The organism is Azorhizobium oxalatiphilum, from assembly GCF_014635325.1.
Lineage (GTDB): Bacteria > Pseudomonadota > Alphaproteobacteria > Rhizobiales > Xanthobacteraceae > Azorhizobium > Azorhizobium oxalatiphilum.
Genome location: NZ_BMCT01000001.1, coordinates 1,748,775 through 1,761,784 on the forward strand (window position 1 = coordinate 1,748,775; position 13,010 = coordinate 1,761,784).

A 13,010-nucleotide genomic window follows, 5' to 3' on the forward strand; every position below is an offset into this window, starting at 1 on the left:
CAGTGCCGCGCTGGGGGCGCGGCGTTTGTCATGCGCGTCAGGCATCGGCTGGGCGGGCAGGTCTCCTCTCCGTCCGTGAAGGGGCATGTGCCCGAGATCCGTTAGGCGAGCGGATATGCCCGGCCGCGAACTCGCGCGGGGGCTTTGGTGATGATGTCGGAAGCCTGCGATGGCGCGCTCATGCAGATATATGCGCCGCAATACCTAGATGTGCGACCATGCCGCTTCGGCATATCTCTCCATTGATTTTCGGTCTTTGTCATCGACAGTAGGCGCTGACAGAATTCCTCGACGGCAAGTCGCTCGCCAAGGGCGCGCGACAGGGGAGGAGTTCGATGAAAATATTGATCAGAAGCGCAATAACTGCTGCCGCCGTGCTGCTTCCACTCAGCGCCTTTGCCGACAGCTCCTACCCGAACCGCGCCGTCAAGATGGTTGTACCCTTCGCGCCGGGCGGCCCGGCCGATGCGATCGCGCGCACTGTCGGCGAGAAGATGACGACCCTGATGGGGCAGCCCGTTGTTATCGACAATCGCCCCGGCGCCGGCGGCGTAACCGGCATGAAGGCGGTGGCGAAGTCGCCCGCCGATGGCTACACCTTCGGCATCGGCTCCGCAGGCGCACTGGCCATCAGTGTCAGCCTCCAGCCGGATCCGACCTATGATCCACGTAAGGACCTCAAGGCCCTGTCGCTCGCGGCCAATGTGCCGGAGCTGTTCGTGGTCAATCCCAACGTACCGGCGAAGACGCTGGCGGAATTCATCGCGCTCGCCAAGGCAAAACCCGGTTCGCTCACCGTTGCCTCTTCCGGCGCGGGCAGCATGCCGCATCTGGCGGCGGAACTGTTGCAGCAATATGCGGGCATCAAGCTCGTGCACGTGCCGTATCGTGGCGCCGCTCCGGCAGTGACGGATCTGCTGGGCGGCCAGGTGGATGCCATGTTCATGGACATCGCCGTTCTGCTTCCTCATGTGCAGAGCGGCAAGATCCGCGCGCTGGCCATCGGGAGCACCAAGCGCTCCGAAATGCTGCCCGATCTGCCCACCACGGTGGAACTCGGCTATCCGCAGGTGCTGGCGGATAACTGGTATGGGGTTATCGCTCCCAATGATCTGCCGCAGCCGGTGCAGGATAAGCTGCATGCGGCGCTGATCGAGACCCTGAACATGCCGGACGTAAAAGCCAAGCTGGGTCTTCAGGGCGCGGTTGCCGAAGGCACCAGCCCCGCTGCCTTTGCGGACTTTCTGGCCAAGGACATCGACAAATGGGCCGCCGTTGTGAAAGGCGCGAACATCAAGCCGGAGTGAGATCGGCCATTCGTCGCTGACAGTCGGCGTAATCCGCTCAAAAGACATCCCGGCCACCGTGAGGGGCCGGGATTATTTGTGGCCCATCGCCCCCCACCCAAGGCGAGGGGCGCCGTGATCAGGCGGCGCGGATGGTGCCCAGGAAACGCTGCATCTGCGTCTCCAACTGCCGGGCCTGTTCCGACAGGGTGGAGGACGCATCTAGGACGCGGCCGGCAGCCGTGCCGGTTTCGTCGGCGGTGCGGGCCACGTCGGCGATATGCCCCGTCACCGTATTGGTGCCGGTGGCAGCCTGCTCCACGTTGCGCACGATCTCCCGCGTGGCGACGCCTTGCTGCTCTACGGCGGCCGAAATGCCGGTAGCCACGTCACTCATCTGCTGGATCTGCCCGCTGACGCCCTCGATAACCTGCACCGCCTGACTTGTGGTGCGCTGGATCGCGCTGATCTGCGCCTCGATTTCCTCGGTCGCCTTGCCGGTCTGGCTGGCAAGCTCCTTCACTTCGGAGGCCACCACGGCGAAGCCCTTGCCGGCATCTCCGGCGCGCGCCGCTTCGATGGTGGCGTTGAGCGCCAGAAGATTGGTCTGGGCAGCGATGTTCGAGATAAGCACGATGAAATCGCCGATGCGGGTGGCCGCCTGGGCGAGCTCGCGGATGACTGCGCCTGTCTTGGCCGCCTCCGACACCGCGTTGGCGGACAGCATCGCCGACTGCTCCACCTGACGGGCGATCTCGTCCACGGAAGTTCCCAGTTCCTCCGCGGAAGAGGCGACCATCACCACATTGGTGGAGGCCTGCTCCGCAGCCGCGGCTACGGCGGTGGAGCGGGAAGAGGTTTCCCGTGCCGCCGTGCTCATGGTTTGCGCGGTCTGGTGCAGAGTGCCGGAGGAGGTCGATACGCTGCGGATGATGCCGCCAACGGCCTGCTCGAAATCGTCGGCGAGCGCCTGCATGGCGCGCTGACGTTCCGCCTCGGCGCGCTGGCGCGTGTCCTCATTCTCCAGCTCCAGCTGGGCATTGCGCGCCATTTGCTCTCGGAACACGAGAACTGCCTGCGTCATGGCACCGACTTCATCGCTGCGGCCGGTGTCCGGGATGGCGACGGAGAGGTCGCCTGCGGCCAGCCGCTTCATGCCGTCAGTAAGCCGCACGAGGGGGCGGGATACACGGCGCGCCACCACGAGGATCATGGCAATGCCGATCGCTGCGGCCAGAACCAGCAGGGCGATCTGGATGAGCATTGCCTGATAGGCGGTGTCCTGCCGCGCAATGGCGTGCTGCTCGGCGGCGTCGAGCGCCGTTTGCGCAACGGCCTGGAAGTAGGCGAGCTTGGACACTGCGAGCGGGATCCACTGCTCGGCGGTGATGCCTGGCGGTGTGCCGGCGATCAGCGCCTTCAAGGTGTTGAGCCGCAGGTCCAGAAAGGTGGGATTGAAGAACTCCCGCTTGGCGGCATCGATCCGCGTCGTCAGTTCGGAGGGCAGGTCGAAGCTGGCGGCGAAGTCAGTGAGAACCGCCCAGGTGGTTTCGATCTGGCTGGTCAGCGCGGTGTAGCGGATCATCGGCTCCTTGACGAGCGGACGGCCGGCCAAAGGATTGGACACCAGAAGGGCAGTGTCGCCGGCCGCGTTGCGGGTCGACCAGGCCAGTTGCTTGATCTGCAGCAGTTGATCGACATAGGCGTCCTGCAGCTTCACGGATTTCAGCAATTCCGCAGAGATACGATCCAGCAGATCCAGAAGCGCCTGCGTGTCCTTGCCATATTCAGTCACCAGATCCGCACGGCGCTCGGCCTTCGGTCGGGCGAGGGCGGCCGTCGTCTCCTTATGCAGCGCCTCGAGCCGATCCACTGAACGCTGGAGGTCCGTGGTGAGTGCCGCCTGCCCCGGAAGGTCAAGCGAGCGGAGCCCGGCAATGCTCGCATGGAGCGCCGGCAGCTCGGCTTTCCGTGATGTCTCCAGTTGCGGCGTGAGGGTAGTGAATATGCGATCAGCGGGGAGGTCACGCAGTGCCGCTGCGCGATCGAGGCGCAGATTGTGCAGCGAAGTGAAGACATCCTGCGAGACGCGGGTGACATCCGCGATGCGGGCGGCAATTTGATAGGTGCGCGCGGACTCCCAGGCACCCGTCGCCAAAACGGTCACGAGGCCGGTTGCGAGCAGGGCTATGACGGACGTGAGAAGGGCTCTTACGGAGATACGTTTGAACATAACCGAGTTCCGATCACGAATGGCGGGGGAGGGCGGCCTTCGCGTGTCGCCGCCCTCAATCAAAGGCAGATTTTGAGAGATTGCTCAGCTTACCAATTTTCAGTCTCGCGATGCTTCATTGCTTGAAGCTGGATATCTGAAGACTTCGGCTGGATTCTTGACCATCAGGAGGTACTTGATAGCTGTGGTGGTTGCCACAGTATCGATCCAGTCTACCAAAGTACCGTCGTTAGGCATTGCGGCGGACAGATTCACGTGCGGCCAGTCGCTGCCCCACAGCATGCGTTCGGGCGCGTGGTTCAATAGCGCACGCGCATAGCCGGACACGTCCGCATAAGGCGAGCCGGCTTTCGACAGGCGATCGGCACCGGAAAGCTTCACCCACACCCGCCCGGTATCAATGAGACGGAAGAGCGCTTCGCGGATCGGAGCAAGATCGGCGGCGATGTCGGGGCGTGCCATGTGATCGATGATCACCGGCGTAGGCAGCGTCGCGATGAAGTCGGCATAGGTCGCGATGTCCGTTCCCGCCACATGGATGGCGGTGTGCCAGCCCAGCGGAGCCACGCGCTTTGCCGTTGCGGCAACGGCCTCCAGATCCGGCGTGCCGCCGAGATGCGAGAGAAAGCTGAAACGCGTGCCACATATGCCGGCCGCATCGAAGCTCCGGATGTCGGCATCGGTCGTCGCAGGCCGCACCAGCGCCACGCCGCGATAGCGATCGGGCGCGTGTGCCAGAGCATCCAGCAGCGGGCGATGATCGAGGCCATGGCCCTGGCTCTGCACGATCACAGCACGGGAGAAGCCCATACGGTCGTGCAGCGCGCGGAGCGCGGTCTCCGGTGCCTCGGAGGGCGTGAAGCTGCGATCGTCCGGCGGCGGAAAGCGCTCAAAGGGACCGAAGATGTGGCAATGGCTGTCGCAGGCGCCGGCCGGTGGACGCTGTGCGGGCGGATGCGGATCTGCAAGCGGCGGCGGGCAGGGGATGATGCTGACGGCCATGTCAATCGCACCTCACGCTCATGCCGCCGTCGACGACGATCTCGGTTCCGGTGATGAAGCGGGCTTCGTCCGAGGCAAGGAAAAGGGCGGCAGCGGCGGTGTCGCGGCCGTCCCCCATGAAACCGAGGGGAATGCGGGCGAGGCGGGTCTTGAGCAGGGCATCAACGTCACCGCCCGAGCGCTGCCCGGCAAGGCGCGCCTCCACCATGGGCGTGTGCATCTGGCCCGGCACGACGGTATTCACGCGGATGTTGCGCTTGGCATACTGCACCGCGACCACGCGCGAGAACTGGATTACGCCGGCCTTCGAGGAGGCGTATCCCACCTGTGCGGCGCCGGTCCAGCGGATGCCGGACGTGGAAGCGGTGTTGACGACGGCACCACCACCCTGTGCCTCCATCACCGGCAGCACATGCTTGCAGGTAAGGTAGACGCTCTTGAGATTGTAGTCGATCTGCCGGTCCCACTGATCCTCGGCAAGTTCCACCGGGCCGCCGGCGGCGGAACCACCCACGTTGTTGATCAGGATGTCGGCTCGCCCGAAGGTGGAGACGCAGGCAGCCACCATGTCGGCCACCGCCGCGCTGTCTGTGACGTCGCAGGAGAAGGGCTCTACGGTTCCGCCCTCGGCGCGCACGCGGTCAAGCGTTTCGTCCATGCTGTCGCGGTTCTTGTCCACCGCGAACACTTTTGCGCCCTCGCGGGCGAACATCACGGCCGCTGCGCGCCCGTTGCCCCAGCCGGGACCGACACAGCCGGCTCCGGTGATGATGGCGACCTTGTTGTCCAGTCGTCCGGCCATGGCGTTGCCTCACACGTCAAAGAGGAGACGTTTCGCCATCGGGCAGGCCAATGTCGAACACGTTCAGGGTGAAGGCCACCATCGTGTAGTAGCCAAGGACGCCCACCAGATCGACGACGCCTCTCTCTCCGAGGGCGCGCGTGGCGCGGGCATAGAGCGCATCGGTGGCGCGGCCGCTTTCCATAACTGAGCGGCTGAAGTCATAGACCGCACGCGCGGCCTCGCTTTCGAGGGGCGGTGTCTCGCGACTGGCGATGGCGGCGAGCACCTGCGGGGATAGTCCCGCTTTCAGGCCCTCGCGGGCGTGGGCGTACCATTCGAAATGGGCGGTCCAGTGCCGGGCCACCACGAGGATGGCGAGCTCCGACAGGTCCGGCGACAGGCTGGTGTCATAGCGCACGAAGGCTCCCAGATGCTGGGCGCGCCGGCCCAGTTCCGGGCTGTGCAACCACGCTCTCAAGGGCGCGGGCACATGGCCGCGTTTGCCGGAAACGGCTTCTTCCGCCACCGCGCGCTGGTCTGGTGACATTTCCTCCAGGGACAGGTCCTTGATCCTCATGCGTCGTCTCGTTCCAGAAAGGCGGCCAGCGCCGCATTGAAGGCGGCGGGCTGCTCGATGTTGGGAAGGTGGCCGGCATCGGGAATCTCCACGAAGCGGCCGTTGGGCACTGTGCCTGCCAGTTCGGTGAGCGTCTTCGGAAGCGCTCCATCCGCTGCACCGGCCAACATCAGTGCCGGACAGGCGAGGGCGGGTAGCCCGGCTCGGAGATCGAACGCCTGCAGGGCGCGCACGGCGCGGAGGAAGCCTTCCAGTGGTGTTCCGGTGATCATCGCGTGGACATGGGCTATCCCCGGGCCATTCGCTTCCAGATGCGCCGGCAGGAACCAACGCGACAGGGTCGGTCCCGCCAGACCTGCCATGCCCTCGGTACGGGCGATGGCGATGCGGTCGTCCCAGGCCTGCGCGCCACCGGGGGGCGTTGCCGCCTGGCCGTCGGCCATGACGAGGCCGGCAACGCGCCCGGGATAGGCCAATGCAGCCCCGAGGCAGGTGGCCGCGCCCATGGAAATGCCGATCAGCTGGGCGTGGCCGATGTCGAAGGCATCCATAAGACGGATCAGGTCTTCGGCCAGTTGCTCCATGGTGCAATCGGAGGCGGGGATGCCGGTGCGCCCGTGGCCGCGCTGGTCATAGCGCAGGATGCGGAAGCGGCCAGCGAAGGCCGCGACCTGATCGTTCCACATGGAGAGATCGGTCATCAGTGAATTGCTGAACACCAGCCATGGCGCGCCTTTTGCGCCATCCACGCGGCAATGGAAGGACAGGCCATCGATGTCGACGAAGCGGGTTTCGGAAACAGACATCATGTCATCCCCGGAAATAGGGGGCGTAGAGATTGAACATCATGGCACCGGTACCGGTCACGCTGGCGAGCGCACTCCGCAGCGGCTCGATGGTCTGCGGCGCCGCGAATTCCGCCAGCAGCCAGATGCTGGTGCCTGTTGCCTCGGTCTGCTGGAACAGCCGGGCCTGCAGCAGATGCGGCAGGGGGCGGCAGGTCTCCTCCAGTGCGGACAGGAACGCGGGCTGGTGCAGCGCCGGCCGATAGCACGCTGCCAGCAGGCTCACTGCCTCCCCGGATGGGCGGGCGAGTACTCCGCCGGGATGCACCTGCTCGGCAACGACGCGCTGGCGGCCCATGGTGCGTGGCAGGATGCGCTTGCTCCACGGCGTGGAATTTCCCGCGGACACGGCGCGGTATGCATCCGTCTCCAGCGCGGCCGTGGAGGCGAGATCATATAGGGCGAGCCAGCGCGGCCAGCCGACGAGGCACACCCAGCGCGCGGCGCTCTCGAAGCCGGGCAGGGCGCGGCGCTGGGGGAAGTGCTCGGTGTCGTACCAATCGTTGAACTCTTCCTCCAGATTGGCCGGAGGCTCCATGGAGACGAGGAGAAGGCCCTTGTTGCCGGTCATCGCACGCACTCCTCAGGCCCGAACCAAGGGGCTGTGTGTTGCCTTGGTGAAGAAGCCGTACAGGCGGGCGGCCATCTCTTCCGGTGCCTGCACCGGCATGATGTGGCCGCTGTCGATTTCGGCATAGGTCGCGTGCGGGATGAGCGCCGCCAGCTGACGTACCGCCTCTGGAGGGCGCAGGAGATCGTGGGTACCCGACAGCACGAGGCAAGGCTGGATCAGCTGCCCGAGGCGCTCCTCCAGCCGCACATCGGCCAGCGCCATATTGGCATGGGCGTAGCCCACGGGGTCGTTGGCGAGAAAGCGGGCCCTGTAGGCGAGATAGGCAGCGGGATCGCGCCGCATCACTGGTGGGAAAGAGCGATCAAGGCTGGTATCGGTGATCGCGGCCATACCCTTGCTGATCGCGCGTTCAGAGCGTTCGGCAAGATAGCGTACGCGCTCACTTGCCACCGTCAGCGCGGGTGCGCAGAGCGCCAGGGCAGAAACCGCGTGCGGCGTTTCCAGCGCATGGGACACTGCGATGGCGGCACCAGCCGCAACACCCGCGATCATCACCGGTTCGGTGAGGCGGAACATTGCGAGCAACTGCCTCAGGTCGCTGATGTGATCGGCCAGGAAGAAGGGCGCGCGCGGCTTCTCGGACCAGCCAGCGCCGCGCTGGTCGTAGCGGAGCACACGGAACCGCTGTTCGAGTGCGGGCATCAGGCCATCGAAGCTCTCGAGTGTCCCACCGAGCTCGTGCAGAAGCACCAGCGTGTGCTCACCGCGACCGGAGAGCGTGTAGCGCAGGGTGACATGGTCGAGACCGATCCAGTTCATCACGAGGCAAGTCCTAGGGAGGGTTTGACGGGGCGCGAGGCGGCTGCCAAAACAGCTGCCATCGCGTCCGCCGTTGCGGCCGCAGCCGCCGATGGAGGCGTCCCATCGACATCCGGGGACTTCGCTATTTCGTGCAGGTGGCCCGCGCCGGCAGCGTCAGCCGCGCCTCGACCATCCTGAATGTGGCCCAGCCGGCCCTGAGCCGCCAGTTGATGAAGCTGGAGGAGGAACTGGGCGTGAGCCTCCTGGTGCGCCATGGGCGCGGTGTGCGCCTGACCCGCGCCGGCAGCTCGCTGCTGGAGCATGCCAATGCCGTGCTGCGGCAGGTGGACCAGATCGCCGAGCTGGTGCGCGCGCCGGAGACGAGCTTCGCCGGTCACGTTGTGCTTGGGGTGCCGCCGGCGGCGGGGCTGCTGATCGCGCCGGTGGTGGTGGAAATCCTGCGCGAGCGCTGGCCGCATGCCTCCATCACCGTGCGCGAGGGCATCAGCACCTCGCTGGAGGAATGGCTGCTGGACCGTCGCCTCGATCTTGCGATCCTCTACAACGCTCCACCATTGGACGGAATCGTTCTGACTCCCATCCTGCATGAGCGGATGGTGGTGGCCGGGCCGGCATCCGAGGTGGAAATGAGCGGCCGCTCGATCCGCTGGCGTGATCTTTCGTCCCTGCCGCTCATCCTGCCCTCGCTGCCGCACAGCAACCGGCGCCTGATCGAACAGGCGGCGATCCAGCGCAGCGCCCATCTCGATGTCGTGTTCGAGGTAGACAGCGTCACCATGACCAAGGCCATGGTGAAGCGGGGCCTGGGCTGGACGATCCTCGCCCACGCCGCGGTGGCGGCGGAAGCGGAGCGCGGCGAAATGACGGTGCGGGTCATCGACCGGCCGCCGCTCATTTCCACGGTCTCTATCGGCATGCCGATGGAGACCCAGTCGCGCAGCCAGTCGCAGGAGCTGTTTCAGGTTGTCCGCGGCGTGATGATCGAGCGCGTCGCCGCGGGCGTCTGGTATGGCGCGAAGGTGGTGGACGACTACGTCCGCTGACATCGGGCGCGGCTCACTCGGCCTTGGCCGATGCCGGTTCGCCGGTGGCGGTGTCCGGTCGGGAGGCTGCGGATGGCATGGAGAGCTCAGCCATACCAAGCAACGGGCAGAGGCCGTCGCGTGGTAGAGCGCGCATCGTGTGCGCATCAAGCTGGCGTAAGCGGGCCATGGTGGACTTCACTCTCTTGATAATGCAGATGGCTTGGTGCCGATTTCTCGTCGCCTGCATTACAAGCCCGGCGTGTCGGCCATGTCCAAGTCAATTGGAGGATACATTTCCATGCCGTAATGGCATGGCTCCTCCGGCCTCCTGCAGCAATGGAGCCTCAAGGGAGGAGAGGACGCAGCTCTGCCTGCACGTGCCGCATGAGCGGAAGGTAACGCTCTGGCATGTCACGGGCGTCGATCGCAGCCGCGGGCGCGCCGATGTTCAGGGCAGCGATCACGCGTCCGCGTGCGTCCATGAGCGGAATGGCGATGGAGCACAGGCCCAGTTCCAGCTCCTGGTCGATGACCGCATAGCCCTGCTCCCGCACCCGGGCGAGCTCGGCCAGGAGATCGGGCCGGGCAACCTTGGTGTGAGGCGTCAGCGGCCGAAGCTCGGAACGGTCGAGCACCGCCAGCATCTGCTCCTGCGGCAATGCGGCGAGCAGTACCCGTCCCATGGAGGCGCACCATGCCGGAAGCCGCGAGCCGGGCACAAGATTGATGGACATGACTCGCTTCTGCGAGGCGCGGGCGATGTAGACGACTTCCGACCCTTCCAGAACGCTGGCCGAAGCGCTTTGCCCCACCTCCTTCGATAGCGCCTCCAGATGGGGCTGGAGCAACTGCGGCAGCGGCGTCACCGACAGATAGGCATGGCCGAGCCGCAGCACCTTGGGGGTCAGCTCGAAATGCTTGCCGTCATAGTGGGCGTAGCCGAGTTCCGCGAGGGTCAGCAGGCAACGGCGCGCTGTCGCGCGGTCGAGGCCGGTCGCCTCGGACATTTGCGCGATGGTCATGCCCGGCTGGCCGGAGCCGAACGCTTCCATCACCCGCAGGCCCTTGGCGAGACCACCCACGAAATCCGTCTGCTTCATCGATCATTGTCCTGAGTTGTGCGATATTTGAACAAATATCGCATATCGCACAATATCCTTGCTGTCGATGGGAGCACGGATTTATCCGTGGTGCAGGCCAGCACGCCGAAATGGCGTGGACGCCGGGAGGACGTGCATGGACAAGACGGTCAGGGATCTGGCCGCGGCGGTTTCCGGGATCGGAAACGGCGCCACGGTGATGATTGGCGGTTTCGGCGGCGCCGGTGCGCCGATCGAGCTGATCCACGCGCTCATCGACAAGGGGCCGAAGGGCCTTACGGTGATCAACAACAACGCCGGCAACGGCAGGATCGGCATCGCGGCAATGATCGATGCCGGCATGGTGCGCAAGATGGTGTGCTCGTTCCCGCGCTCATCCGACCCACGCGCTTTCACGGATCGCTATCTGGCGGGCGAGATCGAGCTGGAGCTGGTGCCGCAGGGCACGCTGGCCGAGCGCATCCGGGCGGGCGGCGCCGGCATTCCCGCTTTCTACACCCCCACCAGCTACGGCACGGAACTGGCCGACGGCAAGCCGGTGGCCGAGTTCGACGGCCGGTCCTATGTGCAGGAGCGTTGGCTGAAGGCGGACTTCGCGCTCATCAAGGCGCATCTGGCCGACCCCCACGGCAACCTCACCTACAATATGGCCGCCCGCAACTTCAGCCCGTTGATGTGCATGGCTGCTGCCCAGACCATCGTGCAGGCCGCACGCATCGTGCCGGCCGGCGAGATCAATCCTGAGCACGTGGTCACGCCCGGCATTTTCGTGGACCGGGTGGTGGAGGTCGCGGACGCGCGACAGGAAGAGGAACTGATCCGGGCGGGAGCGGCCTACGCATGACACAAGACATCGATACACGCAGCGACGGCAAGCTCTCCAACGCCCAGATCGCCTGGCGTGCGGCGCAGGACATTGCCGATGGCGCCTATGTGAACCTCGGCATCGGCTTTCCCGAGATGGTGGCCAACTATCAGGTGCCCGGCCGCGAGGTGATTTTCCACACCGAGAACGGCATCCTGAACTTCGGCGCCCCTCCGGCGCAGGGGCAGGAAGACTGGGATCTCATCAATGCCGGCAAGCGGGCGGTGACGCTTAATCCGGGAGCTGCCTTCTTCCACCACGCGGACAGCTTCGCCATGGTGCGCGGCGGCCATCTGGATGTGGCGATCCTCGGTGCCTATCAGGTGTCCCAGCAGGGCGACCTCGCCAACTGGCGCGTGGGCAGCAAGGGCGTGCCCGCAGTGGGGGGCGCCATGGATCTGGTGCATGGAGCCAAGCAGGTCTTCGTCATCACCGAGCACCAGACAAAGTCCGGCGAACCCAAGCTGGTGGAGTCCTGCGCCTTTCCGCTGACCGGAGTTGCCTGCGTTACCCGCGTCTATACCAGCCATGCGGTGGTGGACATCCGGGACGGGCATTTCGTGCTGCGCGAGAAGCTGCCGGCGCTCTCCATGGAGGCCCTTCAGGGCATGACCGGCGCGAAGCTCCATCTCGACGGCCCCGTGGCCGATCTCGTCGCGCCCGAGCTGTGAGCGGGGATGCCATGACTGAAGCTTATATCTGCGACTATATCCGCACGCCTATCGGCCGCTTCGGCGGCGGGCTCTCCAGCGTGCGTGCCGACGATCTAGGCGCCATCCCGCTCAAGGCGCTGATGGGGCGCCATGCCGGCCTCGACTGGGAACGGGTGGACGATGTCATCTTCGGCTGCGCCAATCAGGCCGGCGAGGACAATCGCAACGTTGCCCGCATGTCGTTGTTGCTGGCTGGCCTGCCTCTGTCCGTGGGCGGCACCACAATCAACCGCCTGTGCGGCTCGGGCATGGACGCGCTGGCCACCGCTGCACGCGCCATCAAGGCAGGCGAGGCCGATCTGGTGATCGCCGGCGGTGTCGAGAGCATGAGCCGCGCACCATTCGTGATGCCGAAGGCGGACGTGGCTTTCTCGCGTCGGGCGGAGATCCACGACACCACCATCGGGTGGCGCTTCGTCAATCCGCAGATGAAGGAGATGTATGGCGTCGATTCCATGCCTGAGACCGGCGACAACGTGGCGATCGACTACAAGGTCTCCCGCGAGGATCAGGACGCCTTCGCCCATCGCAGCCAGGAGAAGGCAGCGGCCGCGCAGGCCAATGGCCGGCTTGCCCGCGAGATCACGCCCATCAGCCTGCCACAGAAGAAAGGCGATCCGCTGGTGGTAGAGCGGGACGAGCACCCGCGCCTCTCCAGCCTGGATAGTCTGGCGAAGCTGAAGCCGGTGAACCGCATGGCGGGCGCCACCGTGACGGCGGGCAACGCCTCGGGCGTGAATGACGGCGCGGCGGCCCTCATGGTCGCTTCGGAGGCGGCCGTAAAGGCACATGGCCTCACGCCTATTGCTCGTGTGCTTGGTGGGGCGGTGGCCGGTGTGCCGCCGCGGGTCATGGGGATCGGCCCGGCACCGGCGAGCCAGAAGCTCATGGCACGGCTCGGCCTCACGCAGGAGCAGTTCGACGTGATCGAACTGAACGAGGCCTTTGCCTCGCAGGGGCTGGCAACGTTGCGCCTGCTGGGCATCGCGGATGCTGATCCGCGCGTCAATCGCAATGGTGGCGCCATTGCGCTGGGCCATCCGCTCGGCATGTCCGGCGCGCGTATCTCCGGAACGGCGGCGCTGGAACTGTCGCTGGGCGGGGGACGCCTCGCACTCGCCACCATGTGTATCGGCGTCGGTCAGGGTATCGCGATGGCGTTGGAGCGCGCCTGAGGCCGTCGG

Annotated in this window: 13 protein-coding genes; 5 read left to right on the forward strand and 8 right to left on the reverse strand. The window is 65.7% G+C overall.

Annotation, left to right across the window (positions count from 1 at the left end):
• The first annotated feature begins 335 nt into the window (after positions 1-335).
• A complete protein-coding gene (locus IEW24_RS07910) occupies positions 336-1,307 on the forward strand; it encodes a Bug family tripartite tricarboxylate transporter substrate binding protein (protein ID WP_188576965.1) in 972 nt (323 codons plus the stop codon).
• 118 nt (positions 1,308-1,425) lie between these two features.
• Here IEW24_RS07910 and IEW24_RS07915 read toward each other — a convergent pair whose 3' ends face one another.
• The 7 genes from IEW24_RS07915 to IEW24_RS07945 form a co-directional block, all read right to left on the reverse strand.
• Positions 1,426-3,453, reverse strand: coding sequence for a methyl-accepting chemotaxis protein (locus tag IEW24_RS07915; protein WP_188576966.1), 2,028 nt, complete (start codon positions 3,451-3,453; stop codon positions 1,426-1,428).
• Between the two features lie 165 nt (positions 3,454-3,618).
• Positions 3,619-4,521, reverse strand: coding sequence for an amidohydrolase family protein (locus tag IEW24_RS07920; protein WP_188576968.1), 903 nt, complete (start codon positions 4,519-4,521; stop codon positions 3,619-3,621).
• Between the two features lies 1 nt (position 4,522).
• On the reverse strand, positions 4,523-5,323 hold the full coding sequence (locus tag IEW24_RS07925; RefSeq protein ID WP_188576969.1) for an SDR family NAD(P)-dependent oxidoreductase: 801 nt from the start codon (positions 5,321-5,323) through the stop codon (positions 4,523-4,525).
• 16 nt (positions 5,324-5,339) lie between these two features.
• Positions 5,340-5,882 carry a carboxymuconolactone decarboxylase family protein gene (locus IEW24_RS07930; protein WP_188576970.1) on the reverse strand — a complete coding sequence of 181 codons (543 nt, stop codon included), beginning with the start codon at positions 5,880-5,882 and terminating at the stop codon, positions 5,340-5,342.
• Positions 5,879-6,691, reverse strand: a complete 813-nt coding sequence (locus IEW24_RS07935; protein ID WP_188576971.1) for an alpha/beta fold hydrolase — start codon at positions 6,689-6,691, stop codon at positions 5,879-5,881. Before IEW24_RS07935 ends, IEW24_RS07930 begins: the two co-directional genes overlap by 4 nt.
• Before the next feature lies 1 nt (position 6,692).
• Positions 6,693-7,298: a DUF4286 family protein gene (locus tag IEW24_RS07940; protein ID WP_188576972.1), complete on the reverse strand. Its 606-nt coding sequence runs from the start codon at positions 7,296-7,298 to the stop codon at positions 6,693-6,695.
• 12 nt (positions 7,299-7,310) lie between these two features.
• Positions 7,311-8,120 (reverse strand): alpha/beta fold hydrolase, encoded by an 810-nt coding sequence (locus tag IEW24_RS07945; protein WP_188576973.1) that lies wholly within the window; start codon positions 8,118-8,120, stop codon positions 7,311-7,313.
• A 110-nt stretch (positions 8,121-8,230) separates the two neighbouring features.
• Between IEW24_RS07945 and IEW24_RS07950 the strand changes: the two genes are divergently transcribed.
• On the forward strand, positions 8,231-9,166 hold the full coding sequence (locus IEW24_RS07950) for a LysR family transcriptional regulator (RefSeq protein WP_280514968.1): 936 nt from the start codon (positions 8,231-8,233) through the stop codon (positions 9,164-9,166).
• A gap of 326 nt (positions 9,167-9,492) precedes the next feature.
• Here the strand turns inward: IEW24_RS07950 and IEW24_RS07955 are convergent, their stop codons facing one another.
• The gene (locus IEW24_RS07955; RefSeq protein WP_188576974.1) at positions 9,493-10,248 is read right to left on the reverse strand and encodes an IclR family transcriptional regulator; all 756 of its coding nucleotides are present in this window, start codon (positions 10,246-10,248) and stop codon (positions 9,493-9,495) included.
• A 136-nt stretch (positions 10,249-10,384) separates the two neighbouring features.
• On the opposite strand from IEW24_RS07955, the gene IEW24_RS07960 reads away from it, so the two are divergent.
• From IEW24_RS07960 to pcaF, 3 genes are read left to right on the forward strand one after another with little or no spacing between them, the layout of a single operon-like run.
• A complete protein-coding gene (locus IEW24_RS07960) occupies positions 10,385-11,092 on the forward strand; it encodes a 3-oxoacid CoA-transferase subunit A (protein ID WP_188576975.1) in 708 nt (235 codons plus the stop codon).
• Positions 11,089-11,784, forward strand: a complete 696-nt coding sequence (locus tag IEW24_RS07965; protein ID WP_188576976.1) for a 3-oxoacid CoA-transferase subunit B — start codon at positions 11,089-11,091, stop codon at positions 11,782-11,784. Before IEW24_RS07960 ends, IEW24_RS07965 begins: the two co-directional genes overlap by 4 nt.
• 11 nt (positions 11,785-11,795) lie before the next feature.
• Positions 11,796-13,001 (forward strand): 3-oxoadipyl-CoA thiolase, encoded by a 1,206-nt coding sequence (gene pcaF / locus IEW24_RS07970; RefSeq protein WP_188576977.1) that lies wholly within the window; start codon positions 11,796-11,798, stop codon positions 12,999-13,001.
• Positions 13,002-13,010 lie beyond the last annotated feature (9 nt).

Bases quoted from the DNA above. Each gene is read 5' to 3' on its own strand.
- IEW24_RS07965 (WP_188576976.1), top strand. From the start codon at position 11,089: ATGACACAAGACATCGATACACGCAGCGACGGCAAGCTCTCCAACGCC.
- IEW24_RS07955 (WP_188576974.1), bottom strand. From the start codon at position 10,248: ATGAAGCAGACGGATTTCGTGGGTGGTCTCGCCAAGGGCCTGCGGGTG.
- IEW24_RS07945 (WP_188576973.1), bottom strand. From the start codon at position 8,120: ATGAACTGGATCGGTCTCGACCATGTCACCCTGCGCTACACGCTCTCC.
- IEW24_RS07925 (WP_188576969.1), bottom strand. From the start codon at position 5,323: ATGGCCGGACGACTGGACAACAAGGTCGCCATCATCACCGGAGCCGGC.
- IEW24_RS07930 (WP_188576970.1), bottom strand. From the start codon at position 5,882: ATGAGGATCAAGGACCTGTCCCTGGAGGAAATGTCACCAGACCAGCGC.
- IEW24_RS07910 (WP_188576965.1), top strand. From the start codon at position 336: ATGAAAATATTGATCAGAAGCGCAATAACTGCTGCCGCCGTGCTGCTT.
- IEW24_RS07935 (WP_188576971.1), bottom strand. From the start codon at position 6,691: ATGATGTCTGTTTCCGAAACCCGCTTCGTCGACATCGATGGCCTGTCC.
- pcaF (WP_188576977.1), top strand. From the start codon at position 11,796: ATGACTGAAGCTTATATCTGCGACTATATCCGCACGCCTATCGGCCGC.
- IEW24_RS07940 (WP_188576972.1), bottom strand. From the start codon at position 7,298: ATGACCGGCAACAAGGGCCTTCTCCTCGTCTCCATGGAGCCTCCGGCC.
- IEW24_RS07960 (WP_188576975.1), top strand. From the start codon at position 10,385: ATGGACAAGACGGTCAGGGATCTGGCCGCGGCGGTTTCCGGGATCGGA.
- IEW24_RS07920 (WP_188576968.1), bottom strand. From the start codon at position 4,521: ATGGCCGTCAGCATCATCCCCTGCCCGCCGCCGCTTGCAGATCCGCAT.